This is a genomic window from Yersinia sp. 2541 StPb PI (assembly GCF_052217145.1).
Taxonomy (GTDB): domain Bacteria; phylum Pseudomonadota; class Gammaproteobacteria; order Enterobacterales; family Enterobacteriaceae; genus Yersinia; species Yersinia enterocolitica_E.
Window position 1 is genome coordinate 707,232 of sequence record NZ_JAZGQB010000001.1, and the last position, 20,706, is coordinate 727,937.

The following is a 20,706-nucleotide window of genomic DNA, read 5'->3' on the forward strand; positions in this document are numbered from 1 at the left end:
TATAGCCCCCTTCCTCAATGTAAACCCCGCTATTACCTTAATCTAATGCCTCTTCCTGCACTTCTAACACATGGTATGCGGTTGAGCAGAACAGTGAATTCAAACGTTTCATATCACCTAATAGCCCCATGTGCAGACTGCTGGTTTCAATACTCTGCACATTTTGTTGATGCAGGCGTTCAACGTGAGAGTGAGAATAGCGGCGATTTAATAAACGGAAACGATGCTTGGCACGACGTAGGCGTTTGGCGTTATTGATATCGCGGGATAAAAACACCGACATTCCTAAATCCAGATTGGCTACCAGACGGGTGTGCAGGGTATTTAACTCTTCAAACCCCTCGGCCGAAAATGGCTTACGAGCATTGAGTGACTTGGCTGCCACATCAGCAGTCATGCGGCCAATAATATCGCCGGCTTGTTGCAGATTAACCGCCGTATCAATAATTTCAGCCCAACGACGGGAATCAATCTCACCCAACTCATCCTGCTGTATTTGCGCTAAATAGAGTTTAATGGCGCTATACAGCATGTCGACTTCATCTTCCAACAAACTGACTTCATGCTTTTGCTGTTTATTCCCCTCCAGTACTTCTTTAAACCGCACGAGCATCTGCTCCAGCACATCACCCATTCGCAGGGTTTCCCGCACTGCGTTTGCTAAGGCTAACGAAGGAGTATCGATGGCGGTAATATCAAGGTAGCGCGGGGCCGAGGGTTGTAGGGTAGTTTGGTCATCGCTGACTAATCGGCTACAGATACGAGTCATCACTCCAACAAATGGCAGCATCAACAAGCAGCGCAGCAGGTTATAGAATACGTGGAAGTAAATGACGACTTCGGCGGCGGGCAAATTACGGCTAATGAGCCATTGCCCTAACATATTGACCCAAGGGAGGACTAAAATACAGCCGATCACTTTAAACAGTAGGCTGCCCAGCACCACTTGTCGGGAGATGGCATTCTGCCCACGGCTGCTGATCAGTGCCAGCAAACCACTGCCCAGATTAGAGCCAATCACAATACAGAGAGCGATATTTAGTGGAACTAAACCGGTAGCGGCCAGTGTGGCGGTCAGCAATACTGCGGCCAGACTGGAATAACTGATCATGGCGAACAGTGCGCCAATCAATAATGCCAGAATGGTATCACCGGTCAGAGATGAAAAAATGGCTTGCACGGCGGTTGCTTGCGTAATCGGCCCGGCGGCAGTGACAATCAGTTGCAGTGCCAGAATAATCAACCCGAGACCGATGCCTACCCGCCCCATCTGACCAATCCGACTTTTGCGCTGACCGAGGAAAACAATAACCCCACCCAGGATTAGCAACGGTGAGAGCCAGGAGAGATCAAATGTCAGCACCCGCGCCATCAGCGCCGTCCCGACATCTGCCCCTAACATAATTACTAAGGCCGGCGACAAGGAGATAAGCCCCTGCGATACAAATGAGATAACCAGTAACGCGGTAGCATTACTGCTCTGTACTAGCGCCGTGACACCAATACCGGCGATAAAAGCCGTGGGTTTTTTCTGAATACTGGCGCTCAGAACCCGGCGCAGATCGGCACCATAAACACGCATGATACCGGTGCGAACAATGTGTGTTCCCCACACCAGCAGGGCGACAGAAGAAAGCAGATGAAGCAGAGTCAGCATAGTTAATCTCAGTTGTGGCAAGACCCATATCGTTGAACTGCCTCAACGACGGTTGAACACACCTGAAAAGGCGGGTGGGCCTGGCTCTGTGTAAGTTAGATCCTATTTAAGTCTGTACAGTTTGAGGTTACGGCCATTTGACGATAAAACGGCCCGTTGATGGATGTTGCAGTGTTTTAACAGGGTTACCTTGTGGTGCAGGGCGACCGACATCTACACGCGGGTGAGTTAGGGGTAGATGTAAGGTCATTCCCCAGATAAAGGGGACTTGCAAGACGATATCGACACTAAACATGCCCCATTATAGCAATTTTTGCTGCCAATGACGTCAGTTGTGGGTTTTGGTAACAATACAGTGCGGCCAAGGTGCGGTTTGCCATCTGGTGGCGTGCGCTCTCTTGACCGCTTTTATGCTGTTACCCAGCCACCCGCAGCCAGGCAAATAGCAGCGCCACCATAATCACAACCACAGCCGTGGCAATCACTAAACGTTCAGCAAATAGACGTCGCATCGGTAAACTCCTCAGGCAAAACTGTAGCGTTCTGAATGATACTTCGACATAGGAACACCGATTTCATTCAGTGCAGACTCGATAGCATCCATCATGACATTGGGGCCACATATAAAATACTCGTGACTGGCATAGGGAGGGGGCAAGTGCCGTTTGAACACCTCGGCATCAATGAATCCTTTTTCCCCTGTCCAGTCTGGCGCGGGGTTCGACAACACATGAACCACGACCAAATTAAGCCGTGATTTTAATGCTTCTAACTCTTCACGAAAGGTGATCGATTCCCAATCTTTGCTGCCATAAAGTAGCAGGGCTGGCCGTTGGTCACCGCGATCAGCCAGTGTTCGCAACATACTCATCATTGGCGTTATCCCAACACCACCGGCGACCAGAACATGCATGTCTGCCGGATTTCCTAATGTGAATGCTCCATAGGGACCATCCAAATAGACCCGTTGCCCGATGGGGACTTTAGGTATGTTAGAGGTAAAATCCCCCAGATTGCGGATCGACATTTCCACGCGCCCGTCACTCACCTGTGCGCTGGATGAAAAAGAGAACGGATGGGCGGTAATGTTAAACGGGCTACCCCAAATGGTTAACCAACCGAACTGTCCGGGAGTGAAACGAAAACCGTCATGGCCATCGGGCATCATTACTAAGGTGGCGGTATCACCCCGTTCCTGCCGTACTGCTACCACGCGATAGGGGCGTCGCAATATAAACAGCGGTTTGACTATCCGCACATACAGTAGCAAACCAAACCAAAATAGAATCAGGCCAACCCAAAGTGCTCTTTTTAATGGGTCGTCGAGGTAAAACCCCCAGCCAACCATATGCATGACCCCGGCAACAACCGCCACTACGGCCAGAATAATGTGAGATAAATGCCAGATTTCATAGCGTATTTTTAGTTGAACTCGCCACAATGCGGTAATAACCAAAGCAATTAATGCATAGGTTGATAGGGCGGCAAAACGGGCTCGCCACGGCGCGTCGAAGGAGTTTAGTAGTGCCAATAACTCTGGACGAACAACAAACAGGATTAAGGGATGTGCGATAACCAGCCCGACTGCAATCAAAGAGATTCGGCGGTGGAAGTGATAGATAATATCCTCACCCCAAGGTTCGGTGACATAACGAAAACGGGCAGTCAGACCAAATTGTAGCCCCATTATTGCCAATCCGGCATAACCAAGGGCAATCGAAAACTCCGTCCAGAAATCTCGAGCTGGGGGTAATGTACCGGTTAATAATGCCAACAGAGGGGCCAGAATAAAAAAAAGGTATATCCCAACCCAAATGACACTACGCACAGCATAAGTCGACATATTGCTCACACCAGAATTATGAATAACATGCCAATAAGTATACTAAGCGAAACATAAGATAACCATTTATAAACATCACCATAACAATCTTTGCCATCATATTCCTACAGAGATTATTATTGGGTGAGATGACTCAATCTGCCAGATAATCGCATGTGAACATTAGTTTTTACGCGATAAATAGAGAAAAAATTTTAATCTATAATGATTACCTCTGTCAGCTTTTCCATCTTTTTCAACTCATCACTGCGGGCAGCGGCTAAGTTTTTGTGTGCAGCGACCTCGCATTCGCTTCGTTCTGCTGTACTGATGTTAACCGATGAGACATTTTGGGGCCCGCAGGGGAATATCGTTGAAAGCGTTTGCGGCCACTCTGCTTTTAAACAACTGTATGGTGTGTCGTTCTTCGAATACTGGTCGCAACCACAGACTCGCTCTCCTGAATATGATTTTCACACCGGGATGTCGGCGGTGGAAAACCTGGCTCTGGTACGTAGCTATCATTTCCCAGACCATGCCACCGTTGTTGATATTGCGGGAGGGTTAGGCGGATTGCTGCTAAAAGTATTACAGGCTAATACGACACTGCACGGTATTTTGTTCGATCAAGCTCCGGTGCTGGAAAGACATCGTCTTGGTGAACTGGGGGATGACTCAAGATGGAGGCTCCAGCCTGGCAGTTTCTTCGAATCATGTCCTCCGGCAGATTTTTACTTATTAAAATATATCACTCATGACTGGCCGGATGAAAAGACAACACTAATACTCCATAATTGTCGTAAGGCCATGCTTCCTAATGGAAAAGTCCTCATTATGGATACCATTATTCCTGAAGGTAATATCCCTCACTTCGGGAAAAATATGGATCTGCTCTTGATGGGGAGCTTTGACGGTGGGAGAGAACGCCCCGAAGCTGAGCTGAAAGTGATACTCGCCGGAGCCGATCTGAAACTAAACCGCATCATAAATACCGGCAGTTACGTATCGATAATAGAGGCTGTTGCGCGTTGAATATAGACCTATAAGCCTGACATTCGCCCATTTTTAGTGCTGATAAGAATAGGCGGATGAGCAGCTCTATCTACCTTGGGCAAGAGAACTGGTGGCATTGGCGTAGAAAATTCATAATTTCTCCATAATATAATCAGGTCATGATAAACATATTTAATTTGGTAACTATATTAAGTAAATACAATATCTTACGATTTTTTCTTCTGTGTATTAATCCTGCCAAATGTATCTAAGCGATCTATTAATCCTGTCAATTTATCAGAAGCTTGATGACGGAACCTGTTCATCGTATGCATAGATGGGTATCATTCCGACATTAGTAATGCAAATCATTAGCGTTAGCACTCAAGGATATTTACATCCCCACTTTTCAGGAGAGAAAATGCAATTACGTCTAGCTTTATTTTCGTCATTACTGGCCGCAACTGTTGCGATGACAGGGTGTGATGATTCATCTGCCGCGCCAGAAGAATCAGCCAAAATCAGTATTGAGCATGCGCAAGGAACCACTCAGGTTCCACTAAACCCGCAAAAAGTCATCATACTGAACCCATCCGTGCTCGATACTGCCGATGCCCTGAACATTAAGGTGGCAGGTGTCCCGCAAACCAGTACTCATCTACCCGCATTTTTATCCAAATACAGCGGCACTGAATACCTGAATGCTGGCACATTATTCGAACCCGATTACGAGGCGTTAAGTCAGGCTAAACCTGACCTGATCATTGCCGGTGGCCGTGCTCATGATGCTTATGACAAACTTAGCGCTATCGCACCGACTATCGCACTTGATGTCGATACCAAGCACTTTACCCAGAGTCTGACTCAGCGTACTGAGCAACTGGCCTCTATCTTTGGTAAAGAAGAAGAAGCGAAGGCACTGCTGGGCAAATTCTCATCTCAGATAAACGAGATAAAGCAAAAATCAGCTAATGCCGGATCAGCCATGGTAGTGATGGTCAGCGGCGGGAAAATGTCGGCCTACACGCCGGGTTCCCGTTTCGGTTTTGTGTTTGATGAGTTAGGTTTCACCCCTGCGGCCACTTTCGAACAAACGGGTAGTCATGGGAATGTAGTGACCTCTGAATTCATTCTCAATGCTAATCCTGAGTGGTTGTTTGTACTGGATAGAGACAATGCCATTGGGCGTACTGAAGGCCAATCGGCACAACAGATTCTTGATAACCCACTGATCCATAAAACCAAAGCATGGCAGAATGATCAGGTTATCTATCTCGACTCTTCCTCGCTCTATATTGCCGGTGGCGTACAGAGTTATACAAAACTGATGGATAAGGTCAGTGCTGTGTTGGATAAATCAGCGCCAGCGCAGTAATTCTCACTGATGAAGAATCTTAGCTTTCTAGTTGGCCTGGTTATTTTACTGGGCCTGATGATCTGTAGCCTGTTTATCGGTGCCGGCCATGTCACTTTTGCCGATGTCTGGTCGGATCCCGATATGCGCGACATCTTTATACTTAGCCGGGTGCCACGAACGTTGGCATTAGTCCTTGCTGGCAGCGCCATGAGTGTTGCTGGCCTCATCATGCAGATGCTGACGCAGAACCGTTTTGTCGAACCTTCTATTGCGGGTACGACCCAGTCCGCCAGCCTTGGTTTATTGTTGGTCATGGTTTTCAGTCCATCAGCTCCGGTGATGGTGAAAATGTTGGTGGCTACGGTATTCGCGATGGGGGGGACGGCACTTTTTATGATGTTGTTGGCGCGAATGCGGATGAAATCAGCGCTGATGGTGCCGCTGACCGGCATTATGCTGGGGGCGGTATTTAGTGCAGTAACAACCTTTGTGGCGATGGAGTTTGATCTCCTGCAATCGTTGGGCAGTTGGGAGTCTGGTGATTTCTCGGGTGTCTTGCAGGGTCGCTATGAGTTGTTGTGGATAGTGGGAGCCTTAACGCTGATTGCTTGCCTAATCGCTGATCGTTTTACCGTGGCAGGCATGGGGCGGGATTTCTCGGTTAATGTTGGGTTAAATTATCAACGCGTTATGCTGACGGGAATGTCTATTATAGCCATCATCAGCGGCGTGGTTGTGGTCGTGATTGGCGTGCTTCCTTTTCTCGGTTTGATTGTACCCAATATTGTCAGTATGGCGATGGGAGATAACCTGCGCCGAACCATACCTTGGGTGAGTCTTTGTGGCGGTGGTCTGGTCGTGTTATGCGATATTATTGGTCGATTAATTAGCTACCCATTTGAAATCCCTGCCAGCGTTATTCTGGGCGCGATTGGTGCACTGGTTTTCCTATTATTAATTGTTAGGACAAAACGCCATGCAGGTTAATGAGTATTCATCAAAAGGGAATTGGTTTCAGGGCGCAAATCGGGCATTAAGCATACCGGCAAAGCGGTTGTTACTGTTGAGCATTATTGCAGTCGCTGCGATTGTCATCTTCATGACAATTAATCTGGGAAGCAACATCCAGTATATTCTGGTGCATCGCGGTCTTATTCTAGCCACCATGCTGTTGGTGGCCTTTGCTGCGGGAGTTGCTACTGTCTTATTCCAAACAGTAACCAATAACCGTATTTTGACGCCATCAGTGATGGGATTAGAAGCACTGTTTATTCTCATCCAGACCATGTTGGTGTTTTTTGTTGATGCCAATGGTTTCAGAGTGCTAGGTATTACGGGGAAATTTCTCTGTGAGTCGGCACTGCTGTTATTGTTCTCGGTGTTTCTTTACCGTTGGTTACTGACCGGTGTGGGGATCAATCTGCATAAGGTGCTGCTGGTTGGCTTGGTTTGTGGCACGTTGTTCCGCAGTCTATCGAGCCTGATGCAACGTCTTCTTTCGCCGGGGGAGTTTGCCATATTGCAGGGGAGGGTGTTTGCCACCTTTACCCGAGCGCCAGCAGAGATTATTGCCGTTTCTACGGGGATAGTTGTGATTGTGGGCCTTATTGTTTGGCGCATGCGCCATTGTCTCGATATTATCGCCCTTGGTCGAAATACCGCAATTAATCTCGGCGTTGCCTATCAGAAAAAGATAACCACTATTTTGCTGCTGGTCTCGCTGTTGGTCGCCATCTCTACAGCACTGGTGGGGCCGCTGACATTTTTAGGTTTGCTTATCGCTAATTTGGCTTATCCAATTGTTGGTTCATTCCGCCATCAATATTTGCTACCCGGTGTTTTTCTGCTGGGAACCATTACATTGGTTGGTGGGCAATTGATTTTGGAGCGCTTACTGAATATGTCTGGGACATTATCGGTGGTTATTGAGTTTGTCGGTGGTGCGCTGTTTATTTATCTTTTAATAAAAAAGGCTCCGGTATGATTGAAATTAATGACATTAATAAAAAATACCAGGATACAGCGGTTCTCAATAATATAAATGAGAGCATTCCTTCTGGTGGTGTTACTTCAATCATTGGACCAAACGGTGCTGGCAAATCTACGTTATTGTCGATTATGAGCCGATTGCTGGCGCCTGATATTGGTAGTGTGCTGTTTAATGGTTTGGATGTGGCGAAAACCTCTGGCGATAAACTGGCGACTATTTTGTCAGTCTTACGTCAGGAAAATCACTTCACCAGCCGCCTGACTGTAGCAGATTTGGTTGGCTTCGGGCGCTATCCCTATTCAAAAGGGCGGCTCAACGAAAATGACCGTCAGTATATTGATGCTGCGATGGAGTTTCTTAATCTGGTGCCGCTGAAGGATCGCTATCTTGATGAGCTTTCGGGGGGGCAACGGCAACGCGCCTATGTAGCAATGGTGCTTTGTCAGGATACAAAATATATCCTGCTGGATGAGCCATTAAATAATTTAGATATGAAACATTGCGTTGCGATGATGAAACAATTGCGGCGTGCCGCAGATGAATTGCACAAAACCATTATTCTCGTTATCCACGATATCAATTTTGCTTCTGCGTATTCTGACCACATTATTGCGATGAAGAATGGTGAGGTTATTTATCGAGGGGCACCCGCAGAGATTATGCAGCCCGATATTCTTGAAGAGATTTTCGATATAAAAATCCGTATCGAAAAAGTACAAGATCAGCATATCGCGGTCTATTATCGTTAAGGTGAAAAACGGGCGTAACTATATATTTACGCCCGTTTTTATCCCGTGATTAGAACAACACAGAGTAGTTCACACCAAAGGTACGGCCACGTCCTTTATAGGTATAGAGATCAGGTGCTCCGTAGGTGGGGCTATACAGAATTGGTGCGCGCTGGCCCCAAACGGTGGTGTACTCTTTATCCAGCAGGTTTTCGATGCTGAAGCTGATTTTACCCACTGGCAAGGTGTAGCTGCTCAGGAAATCAATCGTGTTATAACCATCAAGTTTACGGCCTTTACTGTCTGACACATCGAAGGTCTGCTGGGATTGTACCCGCAGGTTCCAATCACCCGGTGCCCAACCAACATAAGCGGTGGCTTTTGACGGACTGGCGGTATCAACAGTGAGTTTCTGCCACTTGCCGTCAGTTTTGGTCTCAGATTTAATCAGGTTAAATGTTGCTCCGGTACTCCATTCGCTGTCTTCGAAGAAATAATCCGCTGCGCCTTCAACCCCGTAGATCCGGCGTTTGTCCGGCAACACACTGATGGTCATGTCTGTTTTGTTGATGGCAATAGTTTGGTCAGACAGTGAGTAGTAACCGGCGATTTGAGTGCGCAGGTTATCACCCGTATAGCGCCAGCCCAATTCATAAGCATTAACCTTAATACCCTCCAGCTTGGAGTCATTTACGTTGACGCTTTTTTGCAGTTGGTAGTGGCCATTGACCAACTGATAGGTCCCGGAGCCGTAATATTTCGCCAGATCGGGGATCTCAAACCCTTGAGAGAAGTTGAACCACGTCTGCTGGTTTTGTGCCAGATGCGCCAGCAAACCGGCATTGAACAGGACGTTGTTGTAATCCGTTTTCCCGCCTGGCACTGCATCTGCGGAGGTCGCGCTGCCGTTAGCAATAGCTTGTTGTTGCGCATAGCCGACGAAATCATCGACCTTGTTCTCGGTGTATTGATAACGCACGCCACCACTCAGGGTAAAGATGGGGTTGATGTCATAGCTGGTTTGCAGGAACGGCGCGAGATTGGTGGTGGTGTAACTTGGGTAACGGCCAACATTGTAGGCATTTTGTAAGGTCATCCCGCCAGACTGCTGTGCCAGTGCCAGATTGAAGAACTGCTGGTTGGCGTTGAAGCTTTCATGCTCCGCGTCGACACCATAAGTCAGCGTGAGGCTGTCGATGGGTTTACTGTTTAGCGTCAGTTTACCGCCGTAAAAGTCGGTTTTCTGCTGTGATGCACCAATACTGGTTACCGCAGTACCTGTTTTGTTCAGGGTTGGGAACGGATAAAAGGTCAATGATTCATCACGGTAAAACACCTGTGCCACCAAATCCTGACCCCAGAAGTCGGTATTGGAGTATTGCAGGTTGATGAGATGGCGCTCAGTGCCCGGAATACGATCTGAGTTCAGATTGCCGCTGTTAGATGCCTGGCCGGTACCCGTCACTGCCGAGAAGTTTTCCCCCAGATATAATCCGTGTTTGCCATCGGATTCGCTGTTGAAATACTGGGTGGTTAACTGCAATTGCTGATGGTCATCAATGTTGAAGGTACCTGTGCCCATCACATCAAGGCGACCGGAATATTGCAGGCCGGTCTGGGTATTATCGATCAACACCTCATCGCCTTTACCGTCATACCAGCCGCCATAACGTTGATAGGAAACAGAAAAACGACCGAATGCTTGCTCATTCCCGCCGCTCACCGCAGCCCCGATATTCTCATCGTGATCGTTATGGCTGTTAAAACCGGTTTTGCCGCCAACTTGTAGTTCGACCTGTTTTTCTTCCTGACCTTTTTTGGTCACAATATTGATCAAGCCGCCAGTGCTACCCCCACCGTAAAGCGAAGTGGCACCGGAGATAACTTCTATATGCCCAATATTAAACGGATCTATGGAGTCAAGCTGACGGCTGTCGCTGCGTGAAGAGTTCAGGCGCACGCCATCGATCATCACCATCATTGAGCGGCCACGCATATTCATGCCGTAGTTGGTCCGGCCCTGACTGCTAACATCCATGCCAGGAATCAATTGCGCCAAAATATCTTTGATTTCCTTGCCAGCTTGAACTTGTTGTTCGAGTTCCTGACCTTCAATCACCCAGGTGGTTTGTGCCATTTCGGCCACGCTGCGGTGTGAGCGGCTGGCAGAAACCACCATTTGATCTTCTGCCCATGCTGCGGGCGCGAGCATAGCTAACAGGCACGGATTTAATACCCAGAGGTGTCTGCGTTTCATTGTTATTCTCTTTTTCCCATATTGGAGGTTATGTTAAAAATTAAAGTTGGTTTAACGATTGTTCTAAACCCAAACTCATTGGAGTTGCAGGTAGGCAGCCTGCAAACACATCCCGATGAGCTTACTCAAGTAAGTGATTTGCGCGCGCACGTGCAGCTAACCCCCCTGCGGTTTCAAGGACGAGGGGATCTGTGCGGGGAATAACGGCCGGCGGCTGGCTGCGCCATTGGATCACCGCTGGGGTGGATGTTAAATCGAACTGTTCACGACCTAAAACCCGGTTGAGAATACGCGCCGATCGCCAAGCCATCAGGCTGAGCTGCGGTTCTGCAATGCCGTGGCTATGCATACCGGCGTTGACTGCAAATAAGCAGTTATCGTGTGGGCCGCGCCAATCGAGGGTGAAGTCGGGAGCCACGCGGTATTGATAATCGGCAGTGGTCATCAGGCGGCTGGCCAGTGGTTTAAGGAATGCCGGACGTTCCTGTTGATAACCGGTCGCGAAGATAGTCACGTCGCTGTCAAAGGTTTCTTTGCCCTGATCGAGATGGTGATGGGTGACTAATTGGTAACCGTTACCTTGCGGATGCATCGCTGTCAGTGAGCGGCTAGGGAGCAGGCGCGCCCAAGGCTTTTCACGTAACACCTCAAACTGATGGTACATAGCACGGTAAATAGCCAGTAGCGACTCACTGGTAATGCCGTCAGACGTCATCTTCTGTTCAGCCAGCATATGTTGCTTGGCGTTGTCGTTCAGAGTATAGAAACCGTCAACGTATTCCGGGGTGAAGTACTCATTGGCAAAAGCGGCTTCATCCAGTGCGTTGTAATTATTCCGGCGTGAAATCCAATCTAACTGTTTCGGTTGGCCCCACTCTGCGCGGAAGATGTTGAGGAACAGGTCAGCTCCACTCTGACCACCACCGACGATGGTGACACGTTTACCAGCCAGATCGGGATTGCGCAGTGCCATTTCACTGGCATGGAAACAGCGATCGTTTTGCTCGCCGACACATTCCGGCAACTTGATACGTTTGCCGATCCCCAGACAAACATGGCGTGCATGGTAGACATTGCGTGTTGTGGTCACGACAAAATGGCGCTGCTGGTCGTCAAAATCCACACTCTGAATATCCTGGCTGAACTCTAGCGAGCTCAACCCATGGGCAGCCCAACTGAGGTAGTCTGCAAACTCTTCCCGTGAAACCGTTCGGTGTTCAGTCGTCAGGAATCGATAGAATTTCTTCCTTTGGACTAAGTAGTTAAGGAAGCTATAGGGATTGGTTGGCGACACCGCACTGACCAAATCTTTCAAAAAGCTGGTCTGCATGTGGCAATCAGGCACCATCATGCCGGGATGCCAGGTAAAGTGCGATTTACGCTCAAAGAATTTGCTGTTAAAGCCGGAAACTTCGCTGCCGAGGGCGGCAATACTGAGGTTAAATGGGCCTATGCCAATGCCGATGAAATCTAAAGTTTGATTCATTGGGCTAGCTCCTTGGTGACCAAATAAAGAGGGTTATCCAGATCCTGCAAGTAATTTGGCAACATTCGACTGCCACCATCCTGCTCTGAATAGGTGAGTTTCACCGGGTTGAGGACTACACGAATAATTTGTGGTTTAAACAAATCAAATAGGGAGAAACGCTCTGCCATGTCTGGATGCTGTGCCATGTAGCGCTGCAGTACCTGTGCCAGCAGTTGATAGAATTGGTGTTCATTGATGCCACACACATGCATCAGTGGTGAGATAAATCTCAGCACGGTGACGAAATGCCCGGTCTGTAGGTCATGTATCAGGTAGTCGGCAGATAAGCGTGCGGTGACGGCTTTCACGACACTGGGCAGTGAGGCCGCTTGCGGGAACTCTTTATCAACCAGGCGCATATCGCCCTGGAAGTCTTTCAATAGCACACGTTGTGGAATGTGGTCTTTCATCACCAAAGTGATGTTTTGGCCGTGGGCGATCAGTGCCACACCGTAACAACACATCAGGTGGTACATTGGCACCACGACCACCCGAAACATCTGTGCTAACCAGGCTTCGGCACTCAGCCCCGAACGTGCAATATAGGCGGCAATCAACGGATGCCCCTGATTATCGGTTTCCATCAGTGTGGCCATCAAAATTGCCTGTTCGCCCGGTTGTAAATAGCAGGACGGATTTTCTCGCCAAATCACGCCAAGCATTTCCTGATAGCGATAGGGCGCTTTACTCAAGGTGGCATAGGTCTGGTGCATCATATAACCGGCAGCGGGTTCTCCGAGGATCTCAGCACCGCTTGCTCGTAGCGTAGGGTCTTGTGCAAAGACTTGCTGTAACCAATGCGAAGCCGCAGGACCTGCGCTGATATATTTACCGGGGATGCCGCGATAACAAGAGGTGTTGTAGATGGTCAGTGGCAATTTGATATCAAATGGTACGCGGCGACTGACATTCGTTAAGGTACGTAATGATTGTTGCGCCAGATAGTGGTCACCAAACTCACCCAGTTCGATCAATTCACCTTCGGCTAATTGTGGCAGGAAGTGCAGGGCGATTTTTTGCTGCCACTGCCATGGGTGTAAGGGCACCGGTACCCAGTCGTCATTCAACGCGAGCTGCTGCCAGTGGCGCTCAAATCGCTGGCGTTCCGAGCTATCCATCGCACTGTCGAGCAGCCTGTCCAACGGGAATTGTGCATCCGCGCACCAGACAAAACTGCCACGTTTGGCGGCGACCCAATGTAGGCGGAACTGCCCTTGATATTCTGGCGCGTAGTGATGCAGGGCGGTTAGACCCCAGCCACGGCGGCCTTTGTTGAAGATAAATTTTGGGTGGCCAGCCAGCAGACATTGTAGTGCATCAGCATCAAGGGCAATCAGATCTTCGGCACTCATGCCCTGACGGGCAGAGAGTAACTGCATGTCTGCGCGCAGCGTGGCATAGAGGTCTTCCAGGTGTTCAGCAACCTGTGCATCGTCCATCTGCAACACTTGCGCCAGTTGGCGTAGCATATGGTCAGCGGTCAGCGGCACTCCTTCGCAGTGCAATGAGGCGGGGTCAATATGCAACCAGCCCCAGATACCCCGTTCGGCACTAAAGCGATAAACCGCGCCCGGTAAGGTGATGATCCATGCCTGGCCTGCTGGCGCGGCACGCAGGGTGCGTTCATATTCCAGTTCAGCCAGGATCTTGGCGATCATCTGACGGTTAACGCGCTGCCAGTTGGCGTAATTGTCAGTGGTCATACCGTACCCTCTTGGAAGAAATCTGCGCGCTGATTCACTATCAGCCGCGAGCGTTTATGGGGGAAATCAAACTCTTTCAAGGTGTGGTAGCCCGCGGCAGGCAGGTGGCGGAACAGGCGCTGGTTATCGGCGCGTGGCTCAGCTACTACCCGGGTTGTGCGTGGTTCATCCAGATACAGATAGTGTGTCAGGCCACGTAACCAACTGCGGATGTATTGCGCTCCTCGCCAGCGCTCTTCACCTACCAGCATGTGTAGTCCACGATCAAAAGGCTGCCAACGGTAATGGCGACCAATCCGGTCTTCTGCTGCCCAATAAACTTCGAAATAACCAAAAGGTTGATCGTCAAAGCAACCCAAGAGCGGATAGCAATAATGCGAATCCAACTGACGTTGCAGATACGCTGCCTGAACCTCAAGCGGGCCACTCATTTCCCAAAAAGCATCTACGCGCGGCGAGTTCATCCAGCGGGTAAACTGCTCTGTGTCGCGATCAATTTCCGGTAAGCGGAAGCTCAGGGTATGTTTAATGTGCGGATCGAAACGGCGATAAACTTCGCCGTTAGGGCGCGCAGCACGTTGTGGGAACCAGATATCTCGCTCGGCGTCATACTGCATCTGATCAGTCGCCCGATGGCGTTCCGCTCCCAGCCACAGTGGTAGTTGATAAAATAGATCCCGTGCCAGATAGTCGCCATAGCTCAAGGCAAACACGGCCTGTGCTTGCGGCTCTTCCCGCCACTCTGCATAGGGCAACGCAATACCGGTTAATTGCGGTGCAGCAACGAACAACTGATCCAATGCCGGTACCAGCCAGCCTGGTGGCAATGGTCCGGGTGAGTGCAATACCGCGCTGCCGTCCAACCCTAAGCTGAGGGTCAGATTTTTTTCCAACTGTTCACAGCGAAAACTGCCTGCGGAGTGCATCAACTTAGCTTGTGGCATCATTGGGCAACTCCCAGGCGCTCTTGGTGAGGGAAACGAAATGGGTTTGCGAAATCAAAGTAGATAACTGCCGGATCAACGATGGTATTTTCATTGTGGTCATGCAGATAACAGAAGAAATTACCCTTGCAGTTCCAATGCGTGCTATCGAGTACGTAATCTAAACAAAGGGTATTTTTAGCCGTAGCCCGCAGGTTATGGAGTGCGTCGCGCACCCGCATCATCAGATTCTCTTCGCTGTCGAAACCGGTAGCCGCTAATGCGGCGGTTACTGCCAGACTGGAGTTGACTAGCAAGTAATAGGGGAAATAGCGCAGTAGTTGTTGTTCAGTGAAGCGGTTTTCCGCTCCGGCTTCGCCAATTTCTTCCAGCCACGGTGTGGCATCTTGGGTAAAGCCGCTGCCCTGACAGTCGCGATACAACATACCGATCGGCAAGTCTTGTTGCATTTCTACCAGAATGTTTTGCTGATGGGCTAATAGCACCAAACCGTAATCAGCTTCGGTGCTGAACAGTGGTAATAAGACCTGTTGGCAATAGGCATCCAGCCAGCAGTGGGTGGCCTGGCGTAACGGAAGATTTAGACGCGCCGCCAAACGGCGCACTGCGGCAACCAGCAAACTGTCGCCTCCATCTGGCGCGGCCTGAGTTAAGGTGACCAGCACATTGGTTTGAGCATCTGGCTGGCTGAACAACAGGTTGTCGCGTAGCACCATCAGACTCTCCTCTTGCACCGTGCCATCAGCGGAACATAAACCGGCCCAACCGTCCTCCTGCATGACCCTGAAGGTTGGATAGCGCGTTTGTAGTGCTTGCCAGCGCGGGGTTTGAGCCAAGCGGGCCAAGCGAATTCCACGTTTAACTTCTTTTACCGATAGCGTACGTACCGAGTTGGTCAGGCGGACACTGAGGGAAAACTTGATCATGTCGCGATTTGATGGGCTATACAGCGAACGCGAGGAACTGGTCGGCAGCCAGCGTTCACCTGCTTCACCCAAGTCTTGCAGTGCTTTCAGTTGTACCAACTGCTGACACCACTCCTGGGACAACAGGTGATCAGCCTGCCAGGGGTGCATCGGCAGCAGCCAAATATCATCGGTAAAGTGTGCCAGTAGCTGTGGTGCACTCTCGCTGGCAAAACGTTGCAGACGTTGTTGCAGTGTCAGGGTGAGACTCTCACCGCACAAAAAGCGTTTATCCACGGCAAACCAGCGTAGTGGAAAACGAGCGGCAAAGTCTGGCAGATAGCGATGGGCCTCTTTCTCATTGAAGGGTTCATGGGATTTTGGCGCGGGATGGAAGGCATGACCGACCAATAAGCCTTGCTCAGCCTGAGCAAAATTGAGTGGCTTATCACGCAGTGACGGCCAATCCAGACGAATATTGATAGCCTGTTGGGTGTTGTCATGACTTTCCAGAACCCGCTGGCGGAAACGTGTAACCACCTCATCTGACAGGTCACCTTTTACTGCGGGTTTATCCAACAACAAGGTCACCAACTGTTCCATGCCAAGTGCCGTACCCGCACCATCGTCCTGCTGATATAGATAGGCTGGGAACAGATAGTGATGATGTTGTGTTGGGGATATATGGCGTAAAGCAATACGAATAGCTTGTGACGATGAAAGAGGGATATGGAGCTGTGGATAGGGTTGATTGTTTGCTGTCGGAAGGATTTGCCAGTCCCGGGTTTCACGCATCAATGCGTTGAGGAAACATTGCGCAGCCACATCGGTTGTCGCGGTTTCTAACTGGATAGTCATTATTCCATGCCACTCTTGATTCAATTGAGAATCATTCTTATATCAATAATATTTATCATTATCAATTAACTTATGATACAGTTTTTCTATTAAATATGCATAAATCCCCTATGTTATTAACGGTTAATTCACTTTTAATGCAAATTTCATCACAGTCTGAAACACGTTCAAGCGGGCATATACCTTCTTCTAATTGGCCGTTAGCCTTTTGTGCCGGCTTGCTGGGGATTGGGCAGAACGGTTTATTGGTCATGTTACCGGTATTGGTTAGCAGAACACATCTGTCACTGTCGGTGTGGGCCGGTTTACTTACCCTCGGATCCATGCTGTTTTTGATCGGATCACCGTGGTGGGGACGGCAATCGGAGGTTCGTGGGTGTAAATTTGTGGTCATCATGGCGCTGGCTGGCTACTTGCTAAGTTTTGTGTTGTTGACGCTGGCGGTATGGGGCTTAGCAGCGGGATGGTTACCGGAGATGGTCGGGCTGGGTGGGCTGATTGTGGCACGTATTATCTATGGCCTGACAGTCTCAGGCATGGTGCCCGCCTGCCAGACCTGGGCCTTGCAGCGCGCAGTGTATGAGCAGCGCATGGCTGCATTAGCTACCATCAGTTCAGGCTTGAGTTGTGGTCGTCTTCTTGGCCCACTTTGTGCCGCTCTTGCCCTCTCAATACACCCAATGGCACCGCTGTGGTTGATGGCAATAGCACCATTGATCGCACTGTTGGTGGTCTGTTGCCAATACAATGATCCGCCATTGCCGCCGGTTGCACATCAACAAAATCATTTACGTTTCAGCATGCTACCCTATTTACTCTGTGCACTGCTGCTGGCGGCAGTTGTCAGCCTGATGCAGCTTGGTCTGGCACCGCATTTAAACCAATTATTCAGGCATTCAGCCACCATGGTGAGCCACCATGTGGCAATTTTGCTTAGCGTGGCCGCAGGTTGTACCTTGTTGGCTCAGTTTTTGGTGGTACGCCCCCAACGTTTCAGCCCCTCTCAGCTTCTGTTGGTGGCAGCGTTATTCATGGTAGGTGGTTTAGGATTGATGTGTACCCAGCCATTGGTATTATTCTATGCGGGGTGTGCGCTAGCTTCTTTCGGTGCGGCGATGGCAACGCCGGGTTACCAATTGATGCTGAACGATAAATTATCCACGGGCAAAGGTTCCGGGGTGATAGCGACCAGCCATACATTGGGTTATGGCATGAGTGCGTTGATGGTGCCGTTAGTAGCAAAATTTTACGGTGAGTCGCAGTTGATTGCTGCGGCTCTGATGATGGCCGTTCTGTTGGGCGGCATAAGTGGCTGGCTGTGGTGCCAGCATCGGGTCACAGCACATTCTGCGGGAGAGTAACTGTCATGTCCGGCGCATCAAGCTACCGAGTTTTCGATATCAAATTGAAAGTAAAAGAAAATATCTCACCGTCACTGTTACGTTGCGTATTTGAAGGGCCAGAAGTCAATCGTATGAAACTTGAAGCGCCAGATCAGCGTATTAAGCTGCTATTGCCCGCAGACAACGGTCTGATTACTCAGGTATCAAAAGGCGACGATTGGTATCGTAATTACCTGACTATCCCGAAAGAGCAGCGACCGATAATGCGCACTTATACCCTGCGTGCATTGCGTGCTGAGCAGAACGAGATGGACGTGGAATTTGTTTTGCACGGCGTGACCGGCCTAGCATCGGCTTGGGCAACACATGCCAAACCAGGCGATGCCATTCAGGTTGTTGCGCCGAATGCCGAGTATCAATCTGACAGTGGCGGTTATGAGTGGATCCCGCCAGCGCAGATGATGCAGGCGTTACTGATTGCCGACGAAACAGCATTACCGGCGGCGGTGGCTATTTTGGAACAGCTGGCATTACAAGCTAACCCTCCACATGTTCAAGCTTTTTTTGAGGTACCGCTGGTGGGTGATTGCATCAATCTTAAGCGATTTCCGTTTGCGCAGGTTTACTGGTTGCCACGTGATACGCCGCATCACCCCGCCCATGGCAGCTTGTTAGTTGACGCGGTACGTCAATGGGTACAAATTCCGGCTGCGGCGCAAGTCGCGGCACAATCATTAGCAGAGAATAGTCTGGGTGGTGATGTGTTATGGGAGCGAGCCGAAGGTACCAGTAGTTTCTATGCCTGGGTGGCGGCTGAATCCTCAACAGTGAAAGCTTTGCGCCGCTATCTGATTGGTGAACGCTGTCTGGACCGTACTTGCGTAAACTTTATGGCGTACTGGTGTTAATCAATTTGCTATATCAAATGCCCCTGCAAAATTAGCCCCCTCTGGGCCAGTTATTCAATCCCCGTCATAAAAATGGCGGGGCAGTGACAATTTCAAATATCTCTCCCTCTCCCCCTCGCAAACACCGATGTTACGAACTGCGTAATGTATTAATAACCTATATAAATACTGACATTATGCTAATGTCAGTATTAAACCGATACCAATCATCAGTTCCAGAGTCAACAAGATTATTCAGGGGAGTTTTTTAGTGGGCGACCCTTAAAAAATAAACCCATGATGCAAATTTATTTGCAGAGCTTTGTATCAAAATAGGTGTGTTATTTATGAATAAATATGATGATATTAAGCAGTTCAAAGATAAAATAGACATGCACGATATTGATTATAAAGAAATTTCTGAAAAAGAAGTTCAAGCGGATGCTTTTTCATGGCCGCTTATTAAACAGTTGGCTTCACAAGACAATGATTCATTTTTAGAAAATGGTCGAACTATACAGCCGACACCTCAGCTTGTTTCAGCCACTGAGTTCGCCGAGCCTGATGTGTTAAACGTGATGAGTGAACCTCACGCTATAAATAGTGATCCTCTGCTAAATACCGAGGTAACAAACCGGCCAGCCGCAATGCGATCACTGTTTCCTGCGCCACCGGTTGCCCATACTCTAGCTCCGCAGCCAGTCAATTTAAACGAACCTGCTATACCGCAAGCGGTTTCTAAACCTATACTTACGACACAATTTTCATCCTCACCAACTGGCCCGTTGGAATCAGGTAAAAAAACTGAATTTAAAAACATTTTTTCACAAAAAGAACCACCAAAAGAGCAGGTTGTTTTTGCCGAGTCATCGCGGGATATTCCTTTACAAACGTTGTTAGAGAGCATCGCCTTATGCCGTTAGTTTGTGTATGTTCACCGAAAGGTGGTGTCGGTAAAACTACTTTTGCAGCCAATTTGGCGCACTCACTGGCACGTAGTGGTAGCAAGGTTCTACTTATTGATTTCGATGTACAAAATGCTCTGCGCTTGCACTTTGGTGTCGCTTTGTCGGATGAACGTGGTTATGTTTCTGAGTCAGGTAATGCATCTGACTGGAGCCAATTTATCCTTAAAGCGGGAACGAATACCTTTGTCTTGCCTTATGGCGAGGTGGATGAAGCGAAACGTCTGGCTTTCGAGCATGAATTAACGGCTGATCCACATTTTTTACAACGGGGGCTACATTCAGTCCTCAATTATCCTGGATTAGTGGTTATCGCTGATTTTCCTCCGGGACCAAGCCCGGCGTTAAAAGCGATGCAAGGGATTGCGGATATGCATTTGGTGGTGATGTTGGCAGACACTGCATCTTTATCTTTATTACCTCAAATAGAGAAAGGCAAACTTATCGGCGCCCCTTTAGATAACAAAATGGGAACCTATTTTGTTGTTAATCAAAGTGATAATCGTCGTCAACTCAGCCATGATGTCTCACAATTCTTTGAGCAACGTCTGGGCGATAAATTGTTAGGAATGATTCATCGGGATGAATGTGTGCCAGAAGCGAATGCTTCTCAACGTTCAATTATTGATTTCAGCCCCGTGTCAGCTGCCGCATTTGATATTGAGCTTATTAGTAAAAAAGTTGCAGCTATTTTGGGAATAAAGATCGGCGGGGGGGAGGTTTACTCTACGCCTAAACATGACTTCTATTAAATACTGGCTGAATTCAA

The 20,706-nt window shown here is 49.0% G+C and carries 17 protein-coding genes; 9 read left to right on the plus strand and 8 right to left on the minus strand.

Annotated features, from left to right (window positions below):
• Nucleotides 1-37: 37 nt before the first annotated feature.
• From V1953_RS03035 to V1953_RS03045, 3 genes are all read right to left on the minus strand, one after another.
• A complete protein-coding gene (locus V1953_RS03035; protein ID WP_083162515.1) occupies nt 38-1,657 on the minus strand; it encodes a Na/Pi cotransporter family protein in 1,620 nt (539 codons plus the stop codon).
• A gap of 127 nt (nt 1,658-1,784) precedes the next feature.
• On the minus strand, nt 1,785-1,952 hold the full coding sequence (locus V1953_RS03040; protein WP_193784775.1) for a hypothetical protein: 168 nt from the start codon (nt 1,950-1,952) through the stop codon (nt 1,785-1,787).
• A 228-nt stretch (nt 1,953-2,180) separates the two neighbouring features.
• On the minus strand, nt 2,181-3,500 hold the full coding sequence (locus V1953_RS03045) for a ferredoxin reductase family protein (RefSeq protein ID WP_083162517.1): 1,320 nt from the start codon (nt 3,498-3,500) through the stop codon (nt 2,181-2,183).
• Between the two features lie 204 nt (nt 3,501-3,704).
• On the opposite strand from V1953_RS03045, the gene V1953_RS03050 reads away from it, so the two are divergent.
• From V1953_RS03050 to V1953_RS03070, 5 genes are all read left to right on the plus strand, one after another.
• Entirely contained in the window at nt 3,705-4,511 is an 807-nt protein-coding gene (locus V1953_RS03050; protein WP_372569635.1) for a methyltransferase, read from the plus strand.
• 382 nt (nt 4,512-4,893) lie between these two features.
• A complete protein-coding gene (locus V1953_RS03055; protein ID WP_083162521.1) occupies nt 4,894-5,847 on the plus strand; it encodes a siderophore ABC transporter substrate-binding protein in 954 nt (317 codons plus the stop codon).
• Between the two features lie 9 nt (nt 5,848-5,856).
• Complete coding sequence (locus tag V1953_RS03060) at nt 5,857-6,816, plus strand: ABC transporter permease (RefSeq protein WP_083162523.1); 960 nt, start codon at nt 5,857-5,859, stop codon at nt 6,814-6,816.
• The gene (locus V1953_RS03065) at nt 6,806-7,813 is read left to right on the plus strand and encodes an iron chelate uptake ABC transporter family permease subunit (RefSeq protein ID WP_372560556.1); all 1,008 of its coding nucleotides are present in this window, start codon (nt 6,806-6,808) and stop codon (nt 7,811-7,813) included. The genes V1953_RS03060 and V1953_RS03065 overlap by 11 nt, the downstream gene beginning before the upstream one ends.
• Nucleotides 7,810-8,568: an iron ABC transporter ATP-binding protein gene (locus V1953_RS03070; RefSeq protein WP_083162527.1), complete on the plus strand. Its 759-nt coding sequence runs from the start codon at nt 7,810-7,812 to the stop codon at nt 8,566-8,568. Before V1953_RS03065 ends, V1953_RS03070 begins: the two co-directional genes overlap by 4 nt.
• A gap of 49 nt (nt 8,569-8,617) precedes the next feature.
• Here V1953_RS03070 and V1953_RS03075 read toward each other — a convergent pair whose 3' ends face one another.
• The 5 genes from V1953_RS03075 to V1953_RS03095 all read right to left on the minus strand — a co-directional run bounded on the left by V1953_RS03075 (nt 8,618) and on the right by V1953_RS03095 (nt 16,742).
• Nucleotides 8,618-10,804: a TonB-dependent siderophore receptor gene (locus V1953_RS03075; RefSeq protein ID WP_442850633.1), complete on the minus strand. Its 2,187-nt coding sequence runs from the start codon at nt 10,802-10,804 to the stop codon at nt 8,618-8,620.
• Nucleotides 10,805-10,925: 121 nt separating this feature from the next.
• Complete coding sequence (locus tag V1953_RS03080; RefSeq protein WP_083162531.1) at nt 10,926-12,290, minus strand: lysine N(6)-hydroxylase/L-ornithine N(5)-oxygenase family protein; 1,365 nt, start codon at nt 12,288-12,290, stop codon at nt 10,926-10,928.
• Nucleotides 12,287-14,035, minus strand: coding sequence for an aerobactin synthase IucC (gene iucC, locus V1953_RS03085; protein WP_442850634.1), 1,749 nt, complete (start codon nt 14,033-14,035; stop codon nt 12,287-12,289). Before iucC ends, V1953_RS03080 begins: the two co-directional genes overlap by 4 nt.
• Nucleotides 14,032-14,982 (minus strand): GNAT family N-acetyltransferase, encoded by a 951-nt coding sequence (locus tag V1953_RS03090; protein WP_083162535.1) that lies wholly within the window; start codon nt 14,980-14,982, stop codon nt 14,032-14,034. Before V1953_RS03090 ends, iucC begins: the two co-directional genes overlap by 4 nt.
• On the minus strand, nt 14,979-16,742 hold the full coding sequence (locus V1953_RS03095; RefSeq protein WP_442850635.1) for an IucA/IucC family protein: 1,764 nt from the start codon (nt 16,740-16,742) through the stop codon (nt 14,979-14,981). The genes V1953_RS03090 and V1953_RS03095 overlap by 4 nt, the downstream gene beginning before the upstream one ends.
• A 137-nt stretch (nt 16,743-16,879) precedes the next feature.
• Here V1953_RS03095 and V1953_RS03100 point away from each other — a divergent pair, with 137 nt between their 5' ends.
• From V1953_RS03100 to bcsQ, 4 genes are all read left to right on the plus strand, one after another.
• On the plus strand, nt 16,880-18,103 hold the full coding sequence (locus V1953_RS03100; RefSeq protein WP_083162539.1) for an MFS transporter: 1,224 nt from the start codon (nt 16,880-16,882) through the stop codon (nt 18,101-18,103).
• A 5-nt stretch (nt 18,104-18,108) separates the two neighbouring features.
• Entirely contained in the window at nt 18,109-18,993 is an 885-nt protein-coding gene (locus V1953_RS03105) for a siderophore-interacting protein (RefSeq protein WP_442850636.1), read from the plus strand.
• Between the two features lie 326 nt (nt 18,994-19,319).
• On the plus strand, nt 19,320-19,895 hold the full coding sequence (bcsO, locus tag V1953_RS03110) for a cellulose biosynthesis protein BcsO (protein WP_083162543.1): 576 nt from the start codon (nt 19,320-19,322) through the stop codon (nt 19,893-19,895).
• Nucleotides 19,886-20,689: a cellulose biosynthesis protein BcsQ gene (bcsQ, locus tag V1953_RS03115; protein ID WP_442850637.1), complete on the plus strand. Its 804-nt coding sequence runs from the start codon at nt 19,886-19,888 to the stop codon at nt 20,687-20,689. The genes bcsO and bcsQ overlap by 10 nt, the downstream gene beginning before the upstream one ends.
• Nucleotides 20,690-20,706 lie beyond the last annotated feature (17 nt).